Genomic DNA, 24106 nt, shown 5'->3' with positions numbered 1-24106 from the left:
AGGCTCCCATGCTCGTCGCATTCTCGGTCGCACCCTCCGGGGGCGAGGCGCCCGACGCGTCCGTCCACGACGCCGTCGCCGCTGCCGTCCGCATCGTCCGCGAGAGCGGCCTGCCGTCGCGGACGACGTCGATGTTCACCGAGATCGAGGGGGAGTGGGACGAGGTCTTCGATGTCGTCAAGCGCGCCACGGAGGCCGTCGGAGCGTTCGGGACGCGCGTGTCGCTCGTCCTGAAGGCCGACATCCGCCCCGGCTACTCGGGCGAGATCGATGGCAAGATCGCCCGCCTGAAAGACGCACTGGGGGAGTAGGCGGGTCGCGCTCCGAGCTCTCGCGGCCTGGGATGTTCGAATCGATTCGACATCCGACCGATCCTGAGTAGCCTTGTCCGGTGACGCTCTCGCCCGCTCGGACCCGCCTCGCCCTGCTCGCCCTCGCGATGGGGGGCTTCGGCATCGGCTCGACCGAGTTCGTCGCGATGGGGCTCCTCCCGCAGCTCGCCGCCGACCTCCTCCCCGGGGTCTGGGCCGCGAGCCAGGAGCAGGCCGTCTCGCAGGCCGGGATGCTGATCTCGGCCTACGCGCTCGGTGTCGTGGTCGGCGCCCCCACCATCGCCGCCGCCGCGGCGCGCTGGCCGCGCAAGAGGCTCCTCCTGACCCTCCTCGTTGCCTTCACCGTCGGGACGATCGGCTCGGCGCTGCTGCCGAGCTTCCCGCTCGTCCTCGCCGCGCGCTTCGTCGCCGCGCTCCCGCACGGCGCCTACTTCGGCATCGCCTCCCTGGTCGCCGCCGACCTGATGGGTCCCGGCAAGCGCGGCAAGGGAGTCGCGTTCGTCCTCTCCGGGCTCACGATCGCGAACGTCGTCGGCGTGCCCGCGATCACCTGGGTCGGGCAGGTGGCCGGCTGGCGCAGCGCCTACCTCGTGGTCGCGGTGCTCTTCGCGCTGACCGTCGTGGCCGTCCAGCTGCTCGTGCCCGCGCAGCCCGGGAACCCGGCGGCGACCGTCCGCAACGAGCTGCGGGCGTTCGGGCGCCTGCAGGTCTGGATGACCCTCCTCGTCGGCGCCATCGGCTTCGGCGGACTCTTCGCGATGTACAGCTACATCTCGCCGCTCGCGACCGAGGTGACGGGCCTGCCGCTCGGCGCGGTCCCGTGGATCCTGGTCGTCATCGGACTCGGGATGACCGTCGGCAACCTCGTCGGCGGCTGGGCCGCCGACCGCGACGTGCGGCGGGCGCTGGTGGTGTTCTTCGCCGGTGTCGGCGCCTCGCTGATCGGGCTCGCGCTGTCGGCCTCGTCGGTCGTCGGCCTGGTGGTGTTCGCGTTCCTCTCGGCCGGCTTCTCGGCGGCCGCCTCGCCCGCCATCCAGACCCGGCTGATGGACGTGGCGCGCGACAGCCAGACGATCGCGGCCGCGCTCAACCACTCCGCCCTCAACATCGGCAACTCGGTGGGCGCCGCGCTCGGCGGCCTGACGATCGCCGCCGGGCTGGGCTACCTGTCGCCCATCTGGGTCGGCGTCGGCCTGACCGCGGCGGGCATCGTGCTCGCTCTGGGCAGCATCGCGATCGACCGGGCTCGCGGCTCGGTCTACCCGGTCCACCGGGAGCCCACGGAGCCCCGCACCGGCGGCGTCCCCGTCGACGCGCTGTAGGCGGCCGATCACCGGCGGCTCCGGAAGACTCGCGGCATGCGCGCCGTGAGCTACTCCTCCTTCTCCGCCCTCCCCGAGATCGTCGAGGTCCCGGAGCCTGCCTGCCCCGTCGACGGCGTCGTCGTCCGCGTCGCGGCGACCGGGGTCTGCCGGAGCGACTGGCACGCGTGGAAGGGGCACGACGACTCGGTCGTCCTGCCGCAGATCCCCGGGCACGAGTTCGCCGGGACGGTGACCGAGACGGGACGCGAGGTGTCGCTCTTCGCGGTCGGCGACCGGGTCACGGCGCCGTTCGTGTTCGCCTGCGGCGACTGCGAGCAGTGCCGGGAGGGAGCGACGCAGGTGTGCCTCCGCCAGCAGCAGCCGGGGTTCACGCTCGACGGGTCGTTCGCCGAGTCGGTGGTCGTGCCGGGCGCGGATCTGAACCTGGTGCGCCTCCCCGACTCCGTCGGCTTCGTCGAGGCGGCCGGTCTGGGCTGCCGCTTCGGCACCGCGTACCACGCCCTGCACGTGCGCGGCCGGGTCGCCCCGGGGGAGTGGGTCGCGGTGCTGGGCTGCGGCGGTGTGGGCCTCTCCGCGGTGATCGTCGCGCTCGCGGCCGGAGCCCGGGTGGTGGCGTCGGACGTCTCCGCTCCGGCGCGGGAGGCCGCCGCCGCGCTCGGGGCGGTGACCGTCCCCGGAGGGGAGGGTGCCGCCGATGCGATCCGGGCGGCGACCGGAGGAGGTGCGCACCTGTCGGTCGACGCCGTCGGCAGCAGGGCCACGGCCGAGGCGTCGATCGCCGCGCTGCGTCCGCGGGGCCGGCACGTGCAGGTGGGTCTGCTCCTCGGGCCCGAGGCGGCACCGGCGATCCCGCTCGGCCGGGTCATCGCCCAGGAGCTGGAGCTGCTGGGCAGCCACGGCATCGCCCGGAGCGGCTACACCGCGCTCCTCGAGGACATCGTCGCCGGCCGTCTGCGCCCCGGCGACTCCGTCGGCAGGACCATCGCCTTCGAGGACCTGCCCGCCGCCCTGGCCGCGATGGACGCCCCCGCCGCCGCCCCCGGTATGACGGTCGCCGTCCTCGCCCGCTGACCCGGGCGCGCTGCCGGATCCGCCGTCCGTGTCGGTGGGTCTCGATGCGCCGCGTCCCGCTGCTGCTCGACCAGCACGGAGGAGGCGCGCCCGCTTCAATCGACCGCAGTTCGGGCGATCGCCCGTGCCCTCGTGGAGCCCGCAGACAGCGATCCGCTTGCCAGCGGATCGATGCCGGGCGACGCACCCCGCTCTATGGAACCCGCCACGTCGTGAAGCCGACCGCGCCGCGGCGGGCGGGGACCGCCGCGCCCCCGCAGAGCCCGCAGACAGCGATCCGCGTGCCAGCGGATCGATGCCGGGCGACGCACCCCGCTCTATGGAACCCGCCACGTCGTGAAGCCGACCGCGCCGCGGCGGGCGGGGACCGCCGCGCCCCCGTAGAGCCCGCAGACAGCGATCCGCGTGCCAGCGGATCGATGCCGGGCGACGCACCCCGCTCTATGGAACCCGCCACGTCGTGAAGCCGACCGCGCCGCGGCGGGCGGGGACCGCCGCGGAAGAGGACTCAGTCCGTCTCGATCAGGATCCCGTCGTGGATGGCGCGCTTGCGCAGCGCCACCTTCGTGCCGACGTCGATGCCGACGACGCGGTACTTCTCGCGGATCCGCTTGAGGTACGACTTCGCCGTCTCCTCCGAGATGCCCAGCTCGAACGCCACCGACTTCACCGGTTCGCCGCCGCCGTAGAGGGCCATCACTCGGCGCTCCTGCGCGCTGAGCTTCGGGGCTCCGTCGGAGTCGCCGGTGGAGAGCGCCATGTCGAGCTCGTGCGAGATGTAGGAGTGGCCGTCCTTGGCCGCGCGGATCGCCTCGACGATCATGTCCGCGTCCTCGGTCTTCACCAGGTAGCCGAGGGCTCCGGAGGCGAGCGCCTCGCGGACCACCGCGGGCTCGGAGTAGGTGCTCATCAGCACCGTCTTCACCCCGGTGGTCTTGAGGGTTGACAGCTTCACCGAGATCGGGATGTTGTCCTTGAGGTCGAGGTCGAGGAGGACGACGTCGACGGGGAACTCGGGGTGCGTGAGCAGCTCGGGCCAGGAGGCGACCGCGGCCACCAGCTGGATGTCCGAGGCGGCCCCGCGGATCCACTCCGTGAGCGCTCCGAGGAGCATCTTGTGGTCGTCCACGACCGCGAGCGTGATCTTCGAGTCAGCGGTGGGGGTCATCGGTGTCCTTCGGTCGGCGGTCGTCGGCGGTCTCGGAGGCTGCTCACCGGTCGGCGGGGTTGTCGACGAGGCAGTCGATCTCGATCCGGAGCTCCCCGTCCCTCGAGGTGTCGTAGAAGACGCCGACCTGAGCGATAGCCTCCCACGTCGCAGGATCGACTCCGTGCAAGGGCGCGCCTGAGGAGCGGAGGGTGATCGGCACGAGCAGTCCGCGGGCGGCCGTCTCGGCTCCGGGGTCGCGGGGGCTGCCCGATTCGACGTGGAGCACCACCGCGAGCCCGGTCGCGCTGTCGGCGATCAGCCAGATCGCCGACAGGAGCCCGTCGCGCTGCTGGTGCCCGAGGAGCCCGGCAGTGCCGTCCGGGTCGTCGAGGTCGACGAGCGGCGCGAGCAGCTCGGACTCGAGCACGGCGTGGTGCAGCCAGGTCTCGCGCCGCCCCTCGATGAGGTGGAGGCGGAGCTGCGTGGCGAGCGAGGCCGCCAGGGCGGCGCGCTGGGCGTCGAGGGGCAGAGGGACGGAGCCGTCGCCGACCTCGGCGAGGAGGCGCTCCGCGGCGAGGTCCAGCCGCGCGAGCTCCTCCGAAGCCAGCATCCCGACCGCGTAGCGCGGGCCGAGCGTGGTGCTCTGCACGAGGGCGCGGTCGATCTCGAGCTGGACCATCCGGCGGAATCCGCGCATCATCACGACCACGACGACGGCCGGCGCGATCGTCACCACGAGGGCGCTGATGCGCACCGAGAGCGCGCCCGCTCCGCCCGACTCCATCGAGAGGAACGCGATCACCTCGGCGATCGAGACGAGAGCGCTCACCGCGAGGATCTCGATCCCGCGCCGGTGGACGATCAGCGCGGCGTGCGCGACGGCCCCCGCGACCGCGGCGGTGGGGACGGTGCGGGCCGAGCCGGACTCGGTCACGGCCACCAGGTCGAGCACGACGGCGATTCCGACGGCGAGGAGGAAGCAGAGGTAGACCGGGAGCGGCAGGCGGCGTCCGCCGAGGTGGATCGCGAGGACGGCGGCCCCGAAGGCCAGGACGACGAGGACCCAGGCGATCGCCGCAGGCGCGAGATCGCTGTAGCGGGCCGAGGTCGAGAGGAAGATCAGCAGCTCGTAGGCCATGATCGCGGCGGCGATGCCGTTCAGGCCGCTGCCGAGGTAGTTGGTGCCGAGCCCTTCCTGCTGGCGGCGGATCGAGCGGGTCGACCGGGAGGAGCGGCCCGGCGTCGCGGGCACGCGTCCGAGCAGCGGCGCCGGGGACTCGGGGGCGGCGCTCACTTGGGCACCTCCAGCACCACGGTCGTCCCCGATCCCGGCGAGCTGAACAGGCGCGTGCGCCCGCCCACGTCGCCGAGCCGGGCGATCACCGACTCCTTGAAGCCGAGCTTCGAGTCCGGCACAGTGGCGATGTCGAAGCCCGCGCCCGCGTCCGTCACCATCGCGCGGACGGTCGTCTCGTCCTCGGTGATGGTCACGTCGGCGGAGGCGACTCCGGAGTGGCGGCGCACGTTCTCGAGGCATTCGGCGAGGGCGAGCACGAAGGAGTCGAGGGCGGCGCCGGTGAGAGCCACCTGCCCGGAGCCGTGCCAGATGACGTCGAGTCCCATCCGGCCGAAGCGGTCGCGGACGGTCTCGAGGGTGTTGGCCGCGGGGGCCGTGGTCACGCTGGTCAGCTGGTAGGAGCCGGACGCGCTCGGGGTGGGAGTCCCGCCGAGCCGGAGCTGGCGCAGGAGCTGCGCGTCCTGAGCGGCCTGCTGCCGCAGGGCGTCGACCGACACTCCGCGGCCCGAGTGCGCGAGGAGCGTGAGGGTGGCCAGCACCGTGTCGTGCAGGAGGCGCGCACCCTGCCGGCGCTGAGCCTCCGTCTCGCTGGCCAGCCGCTCCACGCGGTGCGCGTTGCCGATGCTGTCGATCCGCCGCACGACTCGGGGGACCGCCGTGCCGATCCAGAGGGCGAAGCCGGTCAGCGTGCCCCAGGGGAGCAGGCTCTGGACCACGACGGCGGGGATCATGGTCCCGCTCGACACGAGCACCGAGGGGATCACGCTGGGGATCAGGACCGGCAGCAGCAGAGCCAGGCGGCGCGCGGACGTCGTCACGACCACGGCGATGCTCGCGGTCACGGCGTTCGCGGTGTTGACCAGGACGAACCCGGCGAAGTCGGCGTCCGGAGCCAGGCCCAGCGCGAGGCCCCAGCCCAGGAGCAGACCGCCGACGGCGACCGCGATCACGCGGCTGCGGCGACCGGTCCGGGCGAGCTCGACGTGGGCGGCCATCATGCCCAGGAGCAGCGCGACGGCGAACGGGACGGCGGCGGGCTCGAGCGTCCCGGGGATGAGGGCCATGCCGAGCGCGCCCGCCTCCGTGAGCAGGCCGATCCCGCAGGCGGAGTGGCGCAGCAGACGGTCGCGCTCGCGGGCGCTGCGGATCATCGGCACGCTCTGGCCCCCTCCGGTCGTGGCGCGGGGCTGGCCCCCGTCTCACGATAGCCACTGGCCGGGCCGGTCGGAGCGGTTCGGGACGTCGAACCGCGCCGGAGTCGGGCGGGTCAGGCCGTCGCGGGATGCGCCAGCAGCCGGGCCAGGTGGGCGCCGACCGCGTCGTCCTCGATGAGGAACCCGTCGTGGCCGAACGTCGAGGTGATCACCGCGACCTCCCCGCCGTCGAGGGCGCCGGGAGCATGCGCCGCGATGATCCGCTGCCCCTCGACCGGGAAGAGCCGGTCGCTGTCGATGCCGAGGACGAGGGTCGGGCTGGTGATCCGGGAGAGCGCCGCCGCCTCGCCGCCCCGGCCGCGGCCGACGTCGTGCGAGTTCATCGCCTCGACCAGCGTGATGTAGCTGTTCGCGTCGAAGCGGCGGGTGAACTTGTTGCCGTGGAAGTCGAGGTACGACTCCACAGCGAAGCGGCCGCCGCCGCCGAGGGGGCTCAGCCCCGACTGCCAGCTGCGCTCGAAGCGGTCGTTGAGCTCGGAGGGGCTGCGGTAGTTGAGCAGTGCCATCCGCCGGGCGAGCGCGAGGCCGTGGTACGGGCCCTGGCCGTCGCCGGCGTCGTAGTAGGAGCCGCCCGCGAAGGCCGCGTCGTTGCGGATCGCCTCGAGCTGCACGAAGTTGAGGGCGATCTGATCGGCGGTGGCCCGCGGGGGAGCGGCCAGGACGGCGAGGCGCGCGACCCGCTCCGCGTGGTCGATCCCCCACTCCAGCGCCTGCATCCCGCCCATCGAGCCGCCGATGACGGTGTGCCAGCGGTCGACGCCGAGCAGGTCGCTGAACTGCACCTGCGCCCGCACCTGGTCGCGGATGCTCGTGTACGGGAACCGCGCGCCCCACTCGTGGCCGTCGGGGGCGAGGGAGGCGGGCCCGGTGGAGCCCTGGCAGCCGCCGAGCATGTTCGGGGCGACCACGAAGAAGCGGTCGGTGTCGATCACGAGGCCGGGGCCGACGAGTCCCGACCACCAGCCGTCCGTCGCGTGGCCGGGATCGCCGCGGCCGAGCAGGTGGGAGTCGCCGGTCAGCGCGTGCAGGACGAGGACGGCGTTGTCGCGGCGCTCGTTCAGCTCGCCCCAGCTCTCGTAGGCGATGCGGGCGTGGGGGAGGTGGCCGCCCGCCTCGAAGTCGAACGGGCCGAGGTCGACGAAGCGGCGCCCGCCCGGCTGGTCGCCGTCGCGCCAGGCTCCGGTGGCGGGCGGCTTCCCGATGACCGAGAGGAGCTGGCGCTCGGTGACGAACGCCGACGGGACCGTGTCCTCGAGTGTCTGCTGCCAGTCCATAGCGCTGTCCATCGTGTCAGAGCGCCGCCGGGCGGAGCCGTTTGTTACGCCCTGCTCCCGCGCTCCTCCGCCCGCGCGCGGAGCGCCCTGACGCGATCCCTGCGGACGGGGACCTCGTCAGGGCGCCGAGGGGCCTCAGGCGTTCGCGCGGGAGGCCTCGACGACGGCGCGCGCGGCGCGGAGGGCCTGGTCGAGGTCGGCGCGGAGGTCGTCGATGCTCTCGAGTCCCACCGACAGGCGCACCAGGCCGGGAGTGACCCCGGCGGTCAGCTGCTGCTCGGGCGAGAGCTGCGAGTGCGTGGTGGACGCGGGGTGGATGACGAGCGAGCGGACGTCGCCGATGTTCGCCAGGTGCGAGAACAGCTCCAGCGAGTCGACGAAGGCGCGGCCGGCGTCCACTCCGCCCTTCAGCTCGAACGAGAGCACCGCGCCCACGCCCTTCGGCGCGTAGCGGTTGGCCGCGGCGTACCAGGGCGAGGTGGGCAGGCCCGAGTAGTTCACCGAGGCGATGTCGGAATGGTTCTCGAGGTACTCCGCGATCTCCTGCGCGTTCTGCACGTGGCGCTCGATCCGGAGCGAGAGGGTCTCGATGCCCTGGATGAGCTGCCAGGCGCTCGCCGGGGCGATCGAGGCGCCGAGGTCGCGCAGAAGCTGCACGCGGGCCTTGATGATGTAGGCGAGGGAGTCGCCGACCGCGGCGGTGTAGACGGCGCCGTGGTAGGACTCGTCCGGCGTGGTGAGGCCGGGGAAGCGCTCGGCGTTCCCGCTCCACGGGAAGCGGCCGCCGTCGACGATCGCTCCGCCGATGACCGTGCCGTGGCCGCCGAGGAACTTGGTCGCCGAGTGCACGATGATGTCCGCGCCGTGCTCGAAGGGGCGGATCAGGTAGGGCGTCGCGATGGTGTTGTCCACGATCAGGGGCACGCCAGCGTCGTGCGCGACATCGGCCACGGTGCGGATGTCGAGGATGTTGATCTTGGGGTTGCCGACGGTCTCGGCGAAGAACAGCTTCGTGTTCGGGCGGACGGCGCGGCGCCACTCCTCGCGGTCGTCCTGGTTCTCGACGAACGTCGTCTCGATGCCGAGCTTGGCGAGGGTGTACTTGAAGAGGTTGTAAGTGCCGCCGTAGATCGAGGACGACGAGACGATGTGGTCGCCGGCCTGGGCGATGTTCAGCACGGCCGCGGTCTCGGCGGCCTGGCCCGAGGCGAGCAGCAGGGCGCCGGAGCCGCCCTCGAGGGCGGTGAGCCGCTCCTCCACGACCGCCTGGGTCGGGTTCTGGATGCGGGTGTAGATGTTGCCGAACTCCGCCAGCGCGAACAGGTTCTGGGCGTGCTCCGCGTTGTCGAAGACGTAGGAGGTGGTCTGGTAGATCGGCGTCGCGCGGGCCTTGGTCACCGGGTCCGGCGCGGCGCCCGAGTGGATCTGCTTGGTCTCGAACTGCCACTTCTCGGAGTCGGTCATGGTGCTTCCCATCGGATCGTCGGGGTCTTCGGACGGGGCCGTTCTCCGTCGCGACGAGCGTACGCGGGGGTCCGCCGGGCGGCCGAAACCGCCGACACACGGGGTAACGGCCGTCAGCGCCGCTCGGGCTGCCGGTCGCGTTTGGCGCCCGTGGGGTCGGCGCGGTCGGGGCGCCGGGGCTTCTCGTCGGCCACCGGGGCGAAGAGCCAGGCCGCGCGGGGCTCGACCAGCCGGTGGAAGACGGTGCGGGTCCAGCCCAGCGAGAGCACGACCGAGACCGCGACGCAGAACGCGATCATCAGCACGAGGGCGAGCGTGCTCTCCGTCTGCGAGAGGATCCCGGACTCCCGCAGCGGATAGAGGACGAAGCTGTGGAGGAGGTAGACGTACATCGTCGACTGTCCCCAGGCGGTGAGCGGAGTGCGGCGGCGCGGCACCAGCGCGAAGAGCGCGAGCGAGAGCACGACCGCCCCGGCCATCAGGGCCAGCCGCACCAGGCCGGCCCACCACTGCGTCTCGCCGAGGGCGTCGTAGGGGCGATCGTAGAAGAACCAGTAGCGCAGGTCCGCCGCGCGGAACGCCTCGATGTTGACGGTCATGACGACCGCCGTGACCGCGAAGAGGACGACGGCGAGGACCCGGGCGAGGAGCACCCGCGACGGCGGCTGGGCGAGCCAGCTGTCGACGGCGGAGCGGCCGCCGGGGGCGAAGCCGCGCAGCCGCCAGCCGAACACGAAGAAGGGCAGGATCCCGATCGCGCGCGCGAGCGAGAAGGTCGAGTCGATGTTGTCGTAGTAGCTGACCCCGACCGCGAGCACCACGCTGATCAGCAGCGGCCAGCGCAGCAGCGCCAGATAGGGGAGCACGAGGCGGAAGATGCCCAGCGCGAGCAGGAACCACAGCGTCCAGCTCGGCTTGGTCGGGTTGAACTCCTGCTTGCCCTCGACCAGGAACTGCACCAGGGTCCAGATCGTCTCCATGATCAGGTAGGGCAGGAGGATGTCCGTCAGCACCCGCCGCATCGCGCGCCCGCTCGGTGCGCCGCTCTTGGAGAAGTAGCCCGAGATGATCGCGAACGCCGGCATGTGGAAGGCGTAGATCGTCAGGTAGACGATGAGCGAGGTGTCGGAGTTGGCCGTCAGCCGCTGGACGCCGTGCCCGATCACGACGAGGGTCACGCAGACGAAGCGCGCGTTGTCCCAGAGGGGCACGCGTCGCTTCGGGGCAACGGCTGTCCCGGCGGTCGCGGGAACCGGGTCGGCGGGCGGCACGCGGCCAGACTAGCGTTGGGCTGCGACGACGGCGTCGAGGGTGTCCGAGGCTTGACGGAAGGGGACGGGCGTGGATCGACGCGTTGTCGTGACAGGAGCGAGTTCAGGGATCGGGGCGGCCACGGTCCGGCTGTTCCGCGAGCACGGCTGGGAGGTCGTCGCCGTCGCGCGCCGACGCGACCGGCTGGAGGCGCTCGCCGCCGAGACCGGCGCCGAGTACTTCGCCGCCGACCTCACCGACTCCCCCCAGGTCGACGCGCTGCGCGACCACCTCGCCTCCTCCGGGCCCGTGCACGCGCTCGTGAACAACGCGGGCGGCGCGCTCGGACTCGACTCGGTCGAGAAGTCCGACCCCGAGGACTGGCGCCGCATGTTCGAGATCAACGTGCTCTCGGTGAAGCTCGTGACCAGCGCGCTGCTCCCGCTGTTGCGCGCCGGGATCCGGGGGAGCGGGACCTCCGCGGACATCGTGACGGTCACCTCGATCGCCGGCCACGTCGCCTACGAGGGCGGAGGCGGATACAACGCCGCCAAGCACGCCGCGCACGCGCTCGTCGCCGTGCTGCGGCTCGAGCTGGCCGGCGAGCCGATCCGCGTGATCGAGATCGCGCCGGGGATGGTGCACACGGACGAGTTCTCGCTGGTCCGCTTCGGCGGCGACCGGGAGCGCGCCGACGCGGTCTACGCCGAGGTCCCCGACCCTCTGGTCGCGGAGGACGTCGCCGCCGCGATCGTCTCCTCGGTGGAGCTCCCCGCCCACGTCAACCTCGATCTGGTGACCATCAAGCCGGTCGCGCAGGCGGCCCCGCACAAGGTCGCGAAGGGACCCCTGATCCCGCGCGCCTGACCGATGTGACGCAGAGGCCCGCGACGGCCTAGCCTGTCCCTCATGGTTTCCGACGCCGACGACTCCGCCGCCCTCCTCGCCGCCACGGAGAAGGAGGTTCTCGGCTGGCTCGAGTTCGGCGACGCCGCTCGGCACCTGGCCGACGACGTGGTCGCGTCGGGCTACCGGCCGGAGCTGGTCGTCGCCATCGCGCGCGGCGGTCTCCTGCTCGCGGGCGCCGTGGCCTACGCGCTCGGCATCAAGAGCTGCGGGGCGCTGAACGTCGAGTTCTACACCGGCGTCGAGGCGCGCCTGGCGGAGCCCGTGGTGCTGCCGCCGCTGCTGGACGAGGCGTCGGTCCACGGCAAGCGCATCCTCCTGGTCGACGACGTCTCCGACTCCGGCCACACCCTCGCCCTCTCGGTGAAGCTCATCCGCGCGATGGGCGCCGAGGTGCGCACCGTGACCCTCTACACGAAGCCGCGCACGGTCCTCGAGCCCGATTTCTTCTGGCGCCGCACCCCGCGCTGGATCGTCTTCCCCTGGTCGGCTCTGCCCCCGGTGGACGGAGCCCTCGCCGAGGACGACGAGTGAGCGTCCACCTGATCGGCGGCGGAGGCGGCGTCGACCACGACCAGCAGCTGTACGGGGCGTTCCTCACGGAGGCGCGCGCCCACGCCGTCGACGCCGGCCGGATCGAGGGCCCGCGCATCGCGATCGTCGTCGTCCACGACGGGCTCGGCCCCGAGGCCTACTCCGGCTACGCGGCACTGCTCGCGACGGTCGGCCCGCTCGACGCGTTCGCCGTGATGAAGCCGGAGGGCGGCCGGATCGATCCCGCGGTCTTCGACGACGTCGACGGGATCTTCGTCGGCGGAGGGCTGACGCCGGCCTACCGCGACGCGCTCGAGGCCTGCTTCCCGCGCCTGCGCGACCTCGTCTCCTCCGGAGTGCCGTACGCCGGCTACTCGGCGGGAGCCGCCGTCGCGGCCGACCGCGCCCTCGTCGGCGGCCACCGGATCGGCGGCGTCGCCGTCGTCCCGGAGGGCGCGGCGGAGGAGCTCGACGAGGTCACGGTGCTCGAGGGCATCGGCCTCATCGACGTGACGGTCGACGTGCACGCCGCGCAGTGGGGGACCCTCGGCCGCCTGGTCGCGGCCGTCGAGGCGGGCCTGGTCGACGGCGGCGTCGCGCTCGACGAGTCCACCGTGCTGATCGTCGGCACCGGCGCGCTCCGCGTCGGCGGTGCCGGCTCGGTGTGGCGCGTGAGCGGCAGCGACGCCGGAGTCGTCGTCGCGACGCTCGCGGCGAGCTGATCCGGTGGACCTCGCGGAGCTCGCGGCCTCGGGCCTGATCGACCAGGGCTGGGCGGAGGCGCTCGCCCCCGTCGCCGGGGACATCGCCGCGATGGGCGACTTCCTCCGCAGCGAGGTCGCGGCCGGCCGGCCCTACCTCCCCGCGGGCCGCGACGTGCTCCGCGCCTTCGCCGCCCCGCTCGCGGACGTGCGCGTCCTCATCGTCGGGCAGGACCCGTACCCGACGCCCGGGCACCCGATCGGGCTGTCCTTCGCGGTCGAGCGCCACGTGCGCCCGCTGCCGAGGAGCCTGCAGAACATCCACCGCGAGCTCCGCGACGACCTCGGCGTCGAGCCGCCCGAGCACGGCGACCTCAGCGGCTGGACCTCGAGCGGCGTGATGCTGCTCAACCGCGTGCTCACCGTGGCGCCCGGCTCACCCGCCTCGCACCGCGGCAAGGGCTGGGAGGCGGTCACCGAGCACGCGATCCGCACCCTGGCCGCACGGGACGCGCCGCTCGTCGCGATCCTCTGGGGCCGCGACGCCGCGTCGCTCCGCCCGATGCTGGGGGAGGCCGGAGTGATCGAGAGCGCGCACCCCAGTCCGCTGTCGGCCTCGCGCGGCTTCTTCGGCTCCCGGCCGTTCAGCCGCGCCAACGCCCTCCTGGAGGAGCGCGGCGCGGAGCCGGTCGACTGGAGCGCTCTCGCGTGACCGGGTGGTCGCCCGCGGGGCGGCTACGCTGGCCCGGATCGATGGGCGGAGCCGAAGGGGAGCCGGATGCTTGAGGAAGAGTACGAGAGCCGGCGCGTCCTGCCGCCGCACCTGCGGAAGGCGCCGCCTCCCGAGCCCGGATTCTCGTTCGAGATCCGCGACGCCCGCGACGCCGACCTGCCGGACATCCGCGAGATCTACAACCACTACGTGCGCAACACGGTGGTGACCTTCGACGAGGACGACTCGACGCTGAAGGAGTGGCGGACGAAGTTCTCCCGCAACCAGAAGCTCGGGCTGCCCTTCATCGTGGCCGTCTCGCCGTCGGGTCAGATCCTCGGCTATGCGATGGTGTCGCCGTGGTCGTCCAAGCGGGCGTACCGCTTCACCGTCGAGAACTCGATCTACCTGCGGGCGGCCTCCACCGGGAAGGGCCTCGGCCGGGCTCTGATGACCGAGCTCCTCGAGCGCGCGAAGGCGGTGGGGATCCGGCAGATCATGGCGGTCATCGCCGACAAGGGCGCGGAGGCGTCGCTGGCGATGCACGCGCAGTTCGGATTCGTCGAGGTCGGCCGCATGGGCCGCGTCGGCTTCAAGTTCGAGCGCTGGCTCAGCACCGTCCTGCTGCAGAAGACTCTCAAGTAGGGCCGACCCGCCCCTGCGAATGCGCCTCATCGACAGCTGCCGGGGAGCGCGCCGTCCCTACACTGGACGGCATGGAATGGCTCGTCCCGCTCATCGTCGTCGTCGCGCTCGTCGTCATCCTCGGGGTCTACCTCTGGGCGACGTACAACTCGCTGGTCACCCTCAACGTCCGCGTGGACGAGGCGTGGAGCGACATCACCGTCCAGCTGAAGCGCCGTGCGGATCTGATCCCCAACGTGATCGACTCCGTGAAGGGCTACGCCTCGCACGAGCGGCAGGTCTTCGAGTCGGTGACGCAGGCGCGCGCCGAGACGCTGCAGGCCCAGGGCCCGGCGGAGGCGTCGGTCGCCGAGGACCACATGCAGAGCGCGCTGAAGTCGATCTTCGCGGTCGCGGAGGCGTACCCCCAGCTGCAGGCGAGCCAGAACTTCCTCCAGCTGCAGGGCGAGCTGGTCGACACCGAGGACAAGATCCAGTCGGCCCGGCGCTTCTACAACGGCGGCGTGCGCGAGATGAACACCAAGGTGAAGGTCTTCCCGAACACGCTCTTCTCGCGCCGGCTCGGCTTCTCGGAGCGCGAGTTCTTCGAGGTCGGCGATCTCGCCGCGATCTCGGAGCCCCCGCGCGTGCAGTTCTAGGCAGCCGCCGTGTACAGCGCGATCGCCCGCAACAAGCGCAACACGGTCCTGATCCTCGTCCTGTTCCTGGCGGTCATCGGCGGCCTGGGCGCCCTGGCGGCAGCGGTCTACCGCAGCACGACGATCGTCGTTGCGGTGCTCGTGGTCGCCGCGGCGTACGCGTTCTTCCAGTACTTCTTCGCCGCTCGTCAGGCGGTCGCACTCAGCGGCGGCGTGCCGGTGGAGAAGGCGGACGAGCCGAGGCTGTACCGCATCGTCGAGAACCTCTCGATCGCGACGGGCACCCCGATGCCGAAGGTCTACCTGATCGACGACCCGGCGCCGAACGCGTTCGCGACCGGCCGTGATCCCGAGCACGCCGTCGTCGCCGCGACGACCGGCCTGCTCGCGATCATGGACGACGCCGAGCTGGAGGGCGTGATGGCCCACGAGCTGGGCCACGTCCGCAACTACGACATCCGCGTCTCGATGATCGTCTTCGGTCTCGTCGTCGCGGTCGGCTTCCTCTCCGACGCCTTCCTCCGCCTGGCCTTCTTCGGGCGGGGCGGCACCAGCAACGGCGGGGGGAACCCGGCGCTCCTGATCGTCGGGCTGGTGTCCATGGTCCTCGCGCCGATCGTCGCCTCGGTCGTGCAGCTCTCGATCTCCCGTCAGCGCGAGTACCTCGCCGATGCCACCAGCGCGCTGACGACCCGCCACCCCGACGCCCTCGCCCGCGCCCTCCTCAAGCTCGAGTCCGCGGGTCGGCCGATGCAGCGGCAGAACAGCTCGATGGCGCACCTCTGGATCGCCGACCCGTCGAAGCCGGGAGTGGTGGCGCGCCTCTTCGCGACGCACCCGCCGATTGCGGACCGCGTCGCCCGCCTCTCCGAGATGGGCTCGCGCTTCTAGCAGGCCGATCCGGTCGCCGCCTCGTCGTCGATCGCGGCCCCGCCCCGATTCCCCGCCCCGGGCAGCGGTGCACTCGTCACCTCGCCGGACGGGACGTCACCCGGTCGGAGCCGCGAGCGGACCGCCGTCGAGGGTGGTCAGGTACTCGGCGAAGACCGGTGCCGGGTCGATCCCGCTCGCAGCCGCGTCGACCAGCGCTCGCCGGACCAGGGCGAGGACGACGGTGGCCAGCACGGCCGCCCGGTGCAGGGAGGTGCGGCCGAGCCCCATCCGCTCGGCGAGGAACGGCGTCAGCGCCTCCTCGCTGTCGTGAAGCGACTGCGCCCAGACGGCGCGCATCGCCGAGGTCTCGGTGAGCAGGGGGATCAGTCGGAGGGTGCGGTCGAGCTGGGGACCGCAGGCGGCCGCGGCGAAGGCGTGACCGAGCGCCGCGTTCAGCGGCTCGGCGGCCGGGCGCTCGAGGAGGGCGCGTCCCATTGCGGCGATCGCGGCGGCGAGCACCGGGCGCACGCAGTCCTCCTTCCCGCCGAGGTAGCGGTGGAAGGTCCGAAGGGAGACGCCGGCCGCGTGGGCGAGCTCGCCCGTGCCGACGCCCACGACGGTCCCGCGCTCCAGCAGACGGGCGACGCAGCGCTCCGAGAGCGCCAGCGCCAGGACGCCGCCGGGCGCGCTCATGCGGTCCTCCTCAGCGCGACGGCGAGGGCGGCGGCGAGGTCGCCGCGTCCGACGACCTCGACGGCGTCGAGTCCCTGCCAGGCGGCGGCCTCCACGAGCAGCGCGGCGAGCCGTTCGGCCGTGCCGGACGGGGCCCCCGGCTCGAGCCAGGCGGCCTGCACGAGCAGGACCCGGCGCTTGCGCTCGCTCTTGAGGTCGACCCGTGCGGCGATCACGTCGTCGAGGAGCACGGGGAGGACGTAGTAGCCGTGCACGCGCTGCTCGGCCGGGGTGTAGATCTCGATCCGGTAGTGGAAGTCGAAGAACAGCTCGGCTCTCGGGCGGTGCCAGACCACGGGGTCGAACGGCGAGAGGAGCGCGTCCGCCCGGAGCGTGCGGGGGCGACGGGCGTCGACGTGCCGCCAGAGCGGAACCGGCCGCCCGCCCCGCTCCCAGCCGCGCACCTCGACGCGCTCGAGCTCGCCCGCCTCGACCAGCTCGTCGATCGCGACGCGCGTGGGGGACTGGAGCAGCCGGTGGTAGTCGGCCAGGTCGCCGAGGGTGCCGATCCCGTGGGCCCGCGCCGCCCGGCGCACGAGCTCGCGGACGGCGTCGGGGAGGGGCGTCTCGGCGTCGAGCACCTCGCGCGGGAGGAGCCGCTCGGCGAGTCCGTAGGAGCGCTCGAAGCGCGTGCGCCCCGCCGTCACCACCTCGCCCCAGCGGAACAGGACCTCGAGGCCGCGCTTGATGTCGGACCAGCCCCACCAGGGGCCCGTGCGGACGTTGGCCTCGTGCTCGATCTCGGAGGCGCGGAGGGGACCGTCGGCGAGCGCGGCGCGGAGCCAGTCGAGGGTGGCGCGGTTCTCGTGGGCCCAGCCCTCGTGCTCCGGCAGGCGGACCCGGCGGTAGTGCTCCATCCGCCACCGGTAGAGCGGGAGGTCCTCGCGGCGGACGAGGGCGGCCTCGTGGGCCCAGTACTCGACGTAGGGGCCGTCGGGGGAGAAGGCCGCGGCGTCGAGGAGGGAGCGGTCGTAAGGGCCCAGCCGTGCGAGCAGCGGCAGGTAGTGGCTCCGCTCGAAGACGTTCACCGAGTCGAGCTGGAGCGGGCGGATCCGGTCCACAGCGGCGCGCACCCGGCGCGCGTCGACCCGGGTGGGCCGGGGGACGCCGAACCCCTGCGCCGCCAGGGCGATGCGGCGCGCCAGCGCGGGGGAGAGCTGCTCGGTCATGGTCCGCCCACGCTAGCGAACGCCTCCGACATCGCCGTCCCCGATTCGGCCCCCGGCGTTCGCCCGGCATTCACCGCCGCGCTCCCTCGCCGACTCGCGCCGCTCCTACCGTGCCCGAGGCCGTCCCACCGGGGCGGCCCACCCGACTCCTGGAGGACCCTTGACCATTCAGCGCCTGTCGCGCACCGCCGCGGTCGCCGCCGCCGGCACCGCCCTCGTCTTCACGCTCTCGGCCTGCTCCGGCGGCGCCACCGCCTCGTCCGACGGCGCCGGCGCGGACGCCGCGTCCGCCACCTCCGCCGCGGACCTCGGCGGGCTCGACGCCCTGGTCGAGGCCGCGAAGGCCGAGGGCGAGCTCAACGTCATCGCCCTGCCCGACACCTGGGCGAACTACGGCGCGCTGATCAGCGGCTTCGAGGACGAGTACGGCATCACCGTGAACTCCGCCGACCCCGACGTCTCCTCCGCGGAGGAGATCAGCACCGCGAAGAACCTCGCCGGGCAGGACACCGCTCCCGACGTGTTCGACCTGGGGCCGGCCGTCGCGCTGGCGAACACGGACATGTTCGCGCCGTACAAGGTCGAGTCGTGGGACGACATCCCCGAGGGGAACAAGGAGGAGTCGGGCCTCTGGGTCAACGACTACACCGGCCTGATGTCGATCGGGTTCGACGCGGACGCGGTGCCTGCGCCCACGTCGCTCGAGGACCTCCTCGGCGCCGACTACCGCGGCTCGGTCGCGATCAACGGCGACCCGACCCAGGCGGGGGCCGCCGCGGCCGCGGTGCAGCTCGCGGCTCTCCAGTCCGGCGGCTCCGCCGACGACGTCCAGCCCGGGATCGACTTCTTCGAGAAGCTGAACGACGCCGGCAACTTCCTGCCGCTGGACCCGACCGACGCCACCATCGCCTCCGGCGAGACCCCGGTCGTCTTCGACTGGAGCTACAACAACCTCGCCGCCGGCAAGGCGAACGAGGGCACCCGCGAGTGGACCACGACCGTCCTCCCGGGCTCCGCCGTCGGCAGCTACTACAACCAGGCGGTCAACGCCGACGCTCCGCACCCCGCGGCCGCGCGGCTCTGGCAGGAGTACCTCTACTCCGACGCCGCGCAGAACCTCTACCTCGCCGCCGGCGCCTACCCGGTGCGCCTGGCCGCGATGACCGAGGCCGGCACCGTCGACCAGGACGCGCTCGACGCCGTCGGCGCCGCTCCCTCCGACCTCGTCCAGTTCACGGAGGAGCAGACCGAGGCGGCCTCGTCGCTCCTCGCCGAGAAGTGGGCCGCGGCGATCCAGTGACCACCGCTCCCGCCGAGGCCGTCTCCGGGGCGTCCGCGCCCCGGGGACGGCGCGGCGCCCCGGCCGTGCTGGGCGTCGCCCCCTTCGCGCTCTACGTCCTGCTGTTCCTGGCCGTCCCCACGGTCCTCGCGGTGGCGACCGGATTCACGGACGGAGACGGCCGCTTCACCACCGCGAACGTGCTGGCGCTCGGGGACCCCGTCGTGCTGTCGGCCTTCGGCGCGTCGCTCGGGCTCTCGGCCGTCACCGCCGTCGTCGGCGCGGTGCTCGGCGCGGTCGTGTGCCTGGCCCTGCTCGGCTCCGATCCGCGTGGGCCTCTCCGGACCGTGGTCGACGCGGCGGCGAGCGTCCTCGCGCAGTTCGGCGGTGTGATGCTCGCGTTCGCGTTCATCGCGACCATCGGCGTGCAGGGACTGGTGACCACCCTCCTCGCCGGAGCGGGCGTCGACCTCTACGCCGACGGCGTGTGGCTCTACCAGCTGCCCGGCCTCGTGCTGCCCTACCTCTACTTCCAGGTGCCCCTGATGGTGCTCACGTTCCTGCCCGCGCTCGAGGGCCTGCGTCCGGAGTGGGCCGAGGCGAACGCGGTGCTCGGCGGGGGGCGGCTCGGCTACTGGCTGCACGTGGCCCTCCCGGTGCTGGCGCCGTCGTTCCTCGGCTGCGTGCTGCTGCTGTTCGCGAACGCGTTCTCCTCCTTCGCCACCGCGGCGGCGCTGATCAGCCAGGGCGCGCAGATCGTACCGCTGCAGATCCGCGCCGCGCTGGTCAGCGAGACGGTGCTGGGCCGCGAGAACCTCGCGGGCGCCCTGGCACTCGGGATGCTCGCGGTGATGGTCGTCCTGATGTCCGGGTACGCGCTGCTGCAGCGCCGGGCCCGGCGGTGGCAGCGATGAGGCCCGCGCGGCTCCTGTCCGGGGCGGTGCTCGTGATCACCGGGCTGGTGTTCGCCGTCCCGATCGTCGCGATGGCCGAGTTCACGCTCCGCGGAGCCGGCGGCCACGACCTCTCGCACTGGACGGCGATCCTCGATCCGGAGAACGAGCGCGCCTACCGCTCGCTGTTCCAGGGGATCGGCAACTCGCTCGTCCTCGCCGTCGTCACCGCCCTCATCGTCCTGGTCCTGCTGGTGCCGACGATGCTGCTCGTCGAGATCCGGCTCCCGCGCCTGCGCCGTGCTCTGGAGCTGGTCTGCCTGCTCCCGCTGACCGTGCCCGCCATCGTCCTCGTCGTCGGCCTCGCGCCGGTCTACTCCGTGGTCACCCGGATCGCCGGCTCCGCGCCGTGGACGCTCGCTCTCGCCTACGGGGTGCTGGTCCTGCCCTACGCCTACCGCGCCGTGGCGGCGGACCTCGCCGGGCTGGACGCCGTGACGCTCTCGGAGGCGGCCCGCTCGCTCGGCGCGGGACCGTTCGCGGTGCTCGGGAGGGTCCTCCTGCCGAACCTGCGCCGGGGCCTGGTCGCGGCCGCGCTGATCACCGTCGCGGTCGTGCTCGGCGAGTACACGATCGCCTCGCTCCTCAGCCGCACCACCCTCCAGACCGGACTGGTGCAGGTGTCGAAGTCCGACGCCTACGTCGCCGTGATCTTCTCGCTGCTCTCCCTCCTCTTCGCCTTCGCCCTCCTGCTCGGGATCGGCCGCCTCGCGCGGATCGGCCTGCCGACGGGCGGGGCGCGCTCCTCGAAAGGCTCCTCGTGACCGCTCCCACCCTCCCCGGCGCCCGCGTGCGCTTCGTCGACGTGGAGCGGCACTACGGCTCCGCGCGGGCGCTCGACGGCGTCTCGTTCGACGTCGCCCCGGGCGAGTTCATCGCGCTGCTCGGCCCCTCCGGCTGCGGCAAGACCACCGCTCTGCGCGCCCTCAGCGGTCTCGAGCGGATCGACGCGGGGCGGATCCTCGTCGACGAGGAGGACGTCGCCCACGTCCCCGTCGCGAAGCGCGACATGGGCATGGTCTTCCAGTCGTACTCGCTCTTCCCGCACCTGCGGGCGCGCGAGAACGTCGAGTTCGGGCTGCGCACCCGCGGAGTCGGGGCGCGCGAGCGCCGGGCGGCCGCGGGGGAGGCGCTGGAGGTCGTGGGCCTCGGCGCCCTCGGCGACCGCTACGCGCACGAGCTCTCCGGCGGCCAGCAGCAGCGGGTGGCGCTCGCGCGCGCCCTCGTCACGCGGCCCCGGGTGCTGCTGCTGGACGAGCCCCTGTCGGCCCTGGACGCGAAGGTCCGCGTCCAGCTGCGCGACGAGATCAAGCGCCTGCAGTCCGAGATCGGCATCACCACGTTCTTCGTCACGCACGACCAGGAGGAGGCGCTCGCCGTCGCCGACCGCGTCGCGGTGATGAACGCCGGGCGGATCGAGCAGCTGGGCGCACCGGAGGACCTCTACGCGCGCCCGGCGACCGCCTTCACGGCCCGCTTCGTCGGCCTCTCGACGGTGGTCGCGGGGACGGTCTCGTCGGGATCGGTCCTCGCGCTCGGCGTGCGCCTGCCGCTCGTCGACGCGGCGGCGGCGGACGGGCCCGTCTCGGTGTTCCTCCGCCCCGAGGACCTCGCCGTCGTCGCGGACGGCGCTGCCGACTCCCTGCCCGGAGTCGTCCTCGCCTCGAGCTTCCTGGGGCCGGTGCGGCGCTCGACCGTCCGGCTGTCGACAGGCGAGGAGGTCGCCGTCCAGCACGCGTCGGGGCACCGCCTCGAGCCGGGGGAGCGGGTCGGCGTGCTGCCCGCGCGACGCCCGGTCGCGGTCGGCCCGGCACCGGAGCAGGCGGCGGCCCGCGCCACCGCATGAGCACTCCGCGGGGATACCGCGCGGGGTATGCGCCGGGGCCTAGTCTGGTCAGATGAGACTCGGCAGGTCCCGCCGCACCTCCGGCCCGCGCGCCGTCCAGCCCGCCGCGCCCGCCGCCCCGGCCGCCCTCTCCCGGCCCGCTCCCGTCGCCGACTCGGCCTTCGTGAGCGACGGGATGCGGATCGCCGGCGCCTGGGCCTGGCGCGTCCTCGTCGTGGTCGCCGCGCTCGCGGTGCTGGTGCTGCTCGTCGTCGAGCTGCGGCTGATCGTCATACCGCTCCTGCTCGCGATCGTGATCGCCGCCCTGCTCGTGCCGTTCTCGAGCTTCCTCCAGCGCCACCGCTGGCCCAAGTGGGCCGCCGTCGTCCTGGCGGAGCTGGGCATCGTCGTGGTGATCGGCGGGCTCCTCTTCCTCGTCGTCACCCAGGTCTACTCCGGCTTCGACGATCTCAGCCGGCAGACCGTGCAGTCCTACGACGACTTCAAGGCCTTCCTCCTCGAGTCGCCTCTGCACCTCACCGAGACCGACATCAACCAGTACGCGCAGCAGGCGCTCGTCGCCCTGCAGCAGGACTCGGGGATGCTGGTCAGCGGGGCGCTCAGCGTGGGCTCGACCGTCGGCCACCTCCTGACGGGCGTGCTGCTCACCCTCTTCTCGACGCTGTTCATCCTGATCGACGGGCCGAACATCTGGAGCTGGGTCGTCCGCCTCTTCCCGCACCGCGCCCGCGGAGCCGTCGACGGTGCCGGTCGCGCAGGGTGGGTGACGCTGACCAACTTCGTCAAGGTGCAGATCCTGGTCGCCTTCGTCGACGCGGTCGGCATCGGACTCGGCTCCTTCCTCCTCGGCGTCCCGCTGGCCATCCCGATCGGCGTGCTCGTCTTCCTCGGCTCCTTCGTGCCGGTCATCGGCGCCGTGGTGACGGGAGCGCTGGCCGTCTTCATCGCGCTGGTCTACAACGGGCCGCTGATCGCGCTCTTCCTCCTCATCGTCGTCCTCGCGGTGCAGCAGCTCGAGGGCCACATCCTGCAGCCGCTGATCATGGGGTCGGCGGTCAAGGTCCACCCGCTGGCCGTCGTGCTCGCGGTGGCCGGAGGCTCGATCATCGGCGGCATCGCCGGCGCCTTCTTCGCGGTGCCCGTCGTGGCCACGCTCAACGTCATGGTCAAGTACGTCGCGAGCGGAGCCTGGCGCTCGCCGACCCGAACCCCCGAGAGAGTTGCCGCAGAGCATGCAGACTAGCCGCGTCGTCGGACCCGCCCTCCACGAGTTCGAGGCGGCCCGCGCCGTCCTCGCCCCCGTCATCGCCGCCACCCCCATGGAGACGAGCACCTTCCTCGCGCAGGTCCTCGGCTCGCCCGTGTTCCTCAAGTGCGAGAACCTGCAGCGCACCGGCTCCTACAAGATCCGCGGAGCGGTGTTCCGGATGTCGCGGCTCACCCCGGAGGAGCGAGCACGAGGAGTCGTGGCGGCCTCCGCCGGCAACCACGCGCAGGGAGTCGCCTACGCGGCGCGGGAGCTGGGGATCAAGGCCACGATCTTCATGCCGATCGGCGTCGCGCTGCCCAAGCTCGCGGCCACCCGCGACTACGGCGCGGATGTGGTCCTGAGCGGCCACATCTTCAACGAGGCGCTCGCGGCGGCGGCGGAGTTCGCCGAGCGCACCGGTGCGGTCTTCGTGCCGCCCTACGACCACCCCGACGTGATCACCGGCCAGGGCACGGTCGGTCTCGAGATCCTCGAGCAGGCCCCCGCCGTCGAGACCATCGTGGTGCCCATCGGCGGAGGCGGCCTCATCGCCGGGGTCGCGTCGGCGGCCAAGCAGAAGGCGGCCGAGGAGGGGCGCACCCTCCGCGTCATCGGCGTGCAGGCGGCCAATGCGGCGCCGTACCCGCTCTCGCTCGCGAGCGGGGAGCCGACCGCGATCACGATCACCCCGACGATCGCCGACGGCATCGCCGTGGCGAAGCCGGGGCAGCTGAACTTCGCGATCATCCGCGAGATGGTGGACGAGGTCGTCACCGTCGAGGACGACGACATCGCCCGGGCCCTGCTGGTTCTGCTGGAGCGGGCGAAGCTCGTGGTGGAGCCGGCGGGCGCGGTGGGCATCGCGGCCATCCTGACCGGGAGGATCCGCGACGCCGGAGCGACCGCGGTCATCCTCTCGGGCGGCAACATCGATCCGCTGATGATGGAGCGGGTGATCAGCCGGGGCCTGGCCGCGTCGGAGCGCTACCTCAAGATGAGCATCGGACTGCCGGATCGGCCGGGGCAGCTGGCGCGCATCGCGGAGCTCATCTCGGAGGCGAACGCGAACGTCGTCGAGGTGCTGCACACCCGGCACGGCCGGGGCCTGCAGATCAGCGAGGTCGAGATCGAGATCAGCGTCGAGACCCGCGGCCCCGAGCACGCCGACCGGGTCATCCAGGTCCTGACCGACGCCGGCTACGCCCCCCGCATCTCCCGCAACTGACCGCCCTCGGGCGCACGGTGTTCACGCCCCGCGTGGTCGCCGCGAAGCCGGCGCCCTCTTGTCTGGAGAGGGCTGATCGTGCGTCGCGGCGTTCCCGCAAGCCGGAGGAGGAAGCCGGTACGAGCGATCTCGCGCCCCACGCCGTCGCCGCGTAGCCGGAGCCTCCCGTCTAGAGGGCGCTGATCGTGCGTCGCGGCGTTCTCCGCAAGGCGGAGGAGGAAGCCGGTACCGGCGGTACCGCGCCCGCCCCCGTCGCCGCGAAGCCG

24 protein-coding genes are annotated in these 24106 nt (G+C 72.9%); 16 read left to right on the top strand and 8 right to left on the bottom strand.

The features are described from left to right. Positions 1-8 precede the first annotated feature (8 nt). The 3 genes from GSU45_RS10920 (at position 9) to GSU45_RS10910 (ending at position 2728) form a co-directional block, all read left to right on the top strand. A complete protein-coding gene (locus GSU45_RS10920) occupies positions 9-311 on the top strand; it encodes a thiamine-binding protein (protein ID WP_159914925.1) in 303 nt (100 codons plus the stop codon). Positions 312-439: 128 nt separating this feature from the next. Then, entirely contained in the window at positions 440-1654 is a 1215-nt protein-coding gene (locus GSU45_RS10915; RefSeq protein ID WP_159917073.1) for an MFS transporter, read from the top strand. A gap of 36 nt (positions 1655-1690) precedes the next feature. Beyond that, positions 1691-2728: an alcohol dehydrogenase catalytic domain-containing protein gene (locus tag GSU45_RS10910; protein ID WP_159914923.1), complete on the top strand. Its 1038-nt coding sequence runs from the start codon at positions 1691-1693 to the stop codon at positions 2726-2728. A 508-nt stretch (positions 2729-3236) separates the two neighbouring features. Here GSU45_RS10910 and GSU45_RS10905 read toward each other — a convergent pair. From GSU45_RS10905 to GSU45_RS10880, 6 genes are all read right to left on the bottom strand, one after another. After that, a complete protein-coding gene (locus GSU45_RS10905) occupies positions 3237-3896 on the bottom strand; it encodes a response regulator (protein ID WP_159914921.1) in 660 nt (219 codons plus the stop codon). Between the two features lie 43 nt (positions 3897-3939). Then, complete coding sequence (locus tag GSU45_RS10900) at positions 3940-5172, bottom strand: hypothetical protein (protein ID WP_159914919.1); 1233 nt, start codon at positions 5170-5172, stop codon at positions 3940-3942. After that, a complete protein-coding gene (locus GSU45_RS10895) occupies positions 5169-6326 on the bottom strand; it encodes a histidine kinase (protein ID WP_159914917.1) in 1158 nt (385 codons plus the stop codon). The genes GSU45_RS10900 and GSU45_RS10895 overlap by 4 nt, the downstream gene beginning before the upstream one ends. Before the next feature lie 116 nt (positions 6327-6442). Beyond that, on the bottom strand, positions 6443-7663 hold the full coding sequence (locus GSU45_RS10890) for a homoserine O-acetyltransferase (protein WP_159914915.1): 1221 nt from the start codon (positions 7661-7663) through the stop codon (positions 6443-6445). Positions 7664-7798: 135 nt separating this feature from the next. Then, entirely contained in the window at positions 7799-9127 is a 1329-nt protein-coding gene (locus tag GSU45_RS10885) for a bifunctional o-acetylhomoserine/o-acetylserine sulfhydrylase (protein WP_159914913.1), read from the bottom strand. Between the two features lie 113 nt (positions 9128-9240). Continuing rightward, positions 9241-10338 (bottom strand): acyltransferase family protein, encoded by a 1098-nt coding sequence (locus GSU45_RS10880; RefSeq protein ID WP_244229460.1) that lies wholly within the window; start codon positions 10336-10338, stop codon positions 9241-9243. 130 nt (positions 10339-10468) lie between these two features. On the opposite strand from GSU45_RS10880, the gene GSU45_RS10875 reads away from it, so the two are divergent. The 7 genes from GSU45_RS10875 to GSU45_RS10845 all read left to right on the top strand — a co-directional run bounded on the left by GSU45_RS10875 (position 10469) and on the right by GSU45_RS10845 (position 15405). Further along, positions 10469-11245: an SDR family NAD(P)-dependent oxidoreductase gene (locus tag GSU45_RS10875; protein ID WP_244248098.1), complete on the top strand. Its 777-nt coding sequence runs from the start codon at positions 10469-10471 to the stop codon at positions 11243-11245. 42 nt (positions 11246-11287) lie between these two features. After that, the gene (locus GSU45_RS10870; RefSeq protein WP_159914909.1) at positions 11288-11818 is read left to right on the top strand and encodes a phosphoribosyltransferase; all 531 of its coding nucleotides are present in this window, start codon (positions 11288-11290) and stop codon (positions 11816-11818) included. Continuing rightward, a complete protein-coding gene (locus tag GSU45_RS10865; RefSeq protein WP_159914907.1) occupies positions 11815-12540 on the top strand; it encodes a peptidase S51 in 726 nt (241 codons plus the stop codon). The genes GSU45_RS10870 and GSU45_RS10865 overlap by 4 nt, the downstream gene beginning before the upstream one ends. A gap of 4 nt (positions 12541-12544) precedes the next feature. Then, entirely contained in the window at positions 12545-13231 is a 687-nt protein-coding gene (locus GSU45_RS10860) for a uracil-DNA glycosylase (protein ID WP_159914905.1), read from the top strand. Positions 13232-13297: 66 nt separating this feature from the next. After that, entirely contained in the window at positions 13298-13876 is a 579-nt protein-coding gene (locus GSU45_RS10855) for a GNAT family N-acetyltransferase (protein ID WP_104275272.1), read from the top strand. A gap of 71 nt (positions 13877-13947) precedes the next feature. Continuing rightward, positions 13948-14514, top strand: a complete 567-nt coding sequence (locus tag GSU45_RS10850; RefSeq protein ID WP_104225511.1) for a LemA family protein — start codon at positions 13948-13950, stop codon at positions 14512-14514. A gap of 9 nt (positions 14515-14523) precedes the next feature. Then, positions 14524-15405: a M48 family metallopeptidase gene (locus tag GSU45_RS10845; protein ID WP_159914903.1), complete on the top strand. Its 882-nt coding sequence runs from the start codon at positions 14524-14526 to the stop codon at positions 15403-15405. Positions 15406-15501: 96 nt separating this feature from the next. On the opposite strand, the gene GSU45_RS10840 is transcribed toward GSU45_RS10845, so the two are convergent. Continuing rightward, the gene (locus GSU45_RS10840) at positions 15502-16080 is read right to left on the bottom strand and encodes a TetR/AcrR family transcriptional regulator (protein WP_159914901.1); all 579 of its coding nucleotides are present in this window, start codon (positions 16078-16080) and stop codon (positions 15502-15504) included. Next, complete coding sequence (locus GSU45_RS10835; protein ID WP_159914899.1) at positions 16077-17288, bottom strand: crosslink repair DNA glycosylase YcaQ family protein; 1212 nt, start codon at positions 17286-17288, stop codon at positions 16077-16079. Before GSU45_RS10835 ends, GSU45_RS10840 begins: the two co-directional genes overlap by 4 nt. A gap of 166 nt (positions 17289-17454) precedes the next feature. Between GSU45_RS10835 and GSU45_RS10830 the strand changes: the two genes are divergently transcribed. From GSU45_RS10830 to ilvA, 6 genes are read left to right on the top strand one after another with little or no spacing between them, the layout of a single operon-like run. After that, positions 17455-18588 (top strand): ABC transporter substrate-binding protein, encoded by a 1134-nt coding sequence (locus tag GSU45_RS10830; protein WP_208543543.1) that lies wholly within the window; start codon positions 17455-17457, stop codon positions 18586-18588. Then, a complete protein-coding gene (locus tag GSU45_RS10825) occupies positions 18585-19481 on the top strand; it encodes an ABC transporter permease (protein WP_159914895.1) in 897 nt (298 codons plus the stop codon). The genes GSU45_RS10830 and GSU45_RS10825 overlap by 4 nt, the downstream gene beginning before the upstream one ends. Next, entirely contained in the window at positions 19478-20284 is an 807-nt protein-coding gene (locus GSU45_RS10820; RefSeq protein ID WP_159914893.1) for an ABC transporter permease subunit, read from the top strand. Before GSU45_RS10825 ends, GSU45_RS10820 begins: the two co-directional genes overlap by 4 nt. After that, complete coding sequence (locus GSU45_RS10815; RefSeq protein ID WP_159914891.1) at positions 20281-21366, top strand: ABC transporter ATP-binding protein; 1086 nt, start codon at positions 20281-20283, stop codon at positions 21364-21366. Before GSU45_RS10820 ends, GSU45_RS10815 begins: the two co-directional genes overlap by 4 nt. A gap of 52 nt (positions 21367-21418) precedes the next feature. Next, the gene (locus tag GSU45_RS10810) at positions 21419-22609 is read left to right on the top strand and encodes an AI-2E family transporter (RefSeq protein WP_159914889.1); all 1191 of its coding nucleotides are present in this window, start codon (positions 21419-21421) and stop codon (positions 22607-22609) included. Next, the gene (ilvA, locus tag GSU45_RS10805) at positions 22599-23840 is read left to right on the top strand and encodes a threonine ammonia-lyase (protein WP_159914887.1); all 1242 of its coding nucleotides are present in this window, start codon (positions 22599-22601) and stop codon (positions 23838-23840) included. Before GSU45_RS10810 ends, ilvA begins: the two co-directional genes overlap by 11 nt. Positions 23841-24106: the final 266 nt, after the last annotated feature.

The organism is Rathayibacter sp. VKM Ac-2801, assembly GCF_009834245.1.
Classification (GTDB): domain Bacteria; phylum Actinomycetota; class Actinomycetes; order Actinomycetales; family Microbacteriaceae; genus Rathayibacter.
Note: the sequence above shows the minus strand (reverse complement) of the source record. Positions and strands in the feature narration are given on the sequence as shown.

What these genes read in the sequence shown, in the direction of transcription:
- GSU45_RS10835 (WP_159914899.1), bottom strand. Translation starts at nt 17,288, where the DNA reads ATGACCGAGCAGCTCTCCCCCGCGCTGGCGCGCCGCATCGCCCTGGCG.
- GSU45_RS10890 (WP_159914915.1), bottom strand. Translation starts at nt 7,663, where the DNA reads ATGGACTGGCAGCAGACACTCGAGGACACGGTCCCGTCGGCGTTCGTC.
- GSU45_RS10850 (WP_104225511.1), top strand. Translation starts at nt 13,948, where the DNA reads ATGGAATGGCTCGTCCCGCTCATCGTCGTCGTCGCGCTCGTCGTCATC.
- GSU45_RS10840 (WP_159914901.1), bottom strand. Translation starts at nt 16,080, where the DNA reads ATGAGCGCGCCCGGCGGCGTCCTGGCGCTGGCGCTCTCGGAGCGCTGC.
- GSU45_RS10885 (WP_159914913.1), bottom strand. Translation starts at nt 9,127, where the DNA reads ATGACCGACTCCGAGAAGTGGCAGTTCGAGACCAAGCAGATCCACTCG.
- GSU45_RS10915 (WP_159917073.1), top strand. Translation starts at nt 440, where the DNA reads ATGGGGGGCTTCGGCATCGGCTCGACCGAGTTCGTCGCGATGGGGCTC.
- GSU45_RS10920 (WP_159914925.1), top strand. Translation starts at nt 9, where the DNA reads ATGCTCGTCGCATTCTCGGTCGCACCCTCCGGGGGCGAGGCGCCCGAC.
- GSU45_RS10895 (WP_159914917.1), bottom strand. Translation starts at nt 6,326, where the DNA reads ATGATCCGCAGCGCCCGCGAGCGCGACCGTCTGCTGCGCCACTCCGCC.
- GSU45_RS10820 (WP_159914893.1), top strand. Translation starts at nt 19,478, where the DNA reads ATGAGGCCCGCGCGGCTCCTGTCCGGGGCGGTGCTCGTGATCACCGGG.
- GSU45_RS10905 (WP_159914921.1), bottom strand. Translation starts at nt 3,896, where the DNA reads ATGACCCCCACCGCTGACTCGAAGATCACGCTCGCGGTCGTGGACGAC.
- GSU45_RS10810 (WP_159914889.1), top strand. Translation starts at nt 21,419, where the DNA reads ATGAGACTCGGCAGGTCCCGCCGCACCTCCGGCCCGCGCGCCGTCCAG.
- GSU45_RS10870 (WP_159914909.1), top strand. Translation starts at nt 11,288, where the DNA reads ATGGTTTCCGACGCCGACGACTCCGCCGCCCTCCTCGCCGCCACGGAG.
- ilvA (WP_159914887.1), top strand. Translation starts at nt 22,599, where the DNA reads ATGCAGACTAGCCGCGTCGTCGGACCCGCCCTCCACGAGTTCGAGGCG.
- GSU45_RS10855 (WP_104275272.1), top strand. Translation starts at nt 13,298, where the DNA reads ATGCTTGAGGAAGAGTACGAGAGCCGGCGCGTCCTGCCGCCGCACCTG.
- GSU45_RS10910 (WP_159914923.1), top strand. Translation starts at nt 1,691, where the DNA reads ATGCGCGCCGTGAGCTACTCCTCCTTCTCCGCCCTCCCCGAGATCGTC.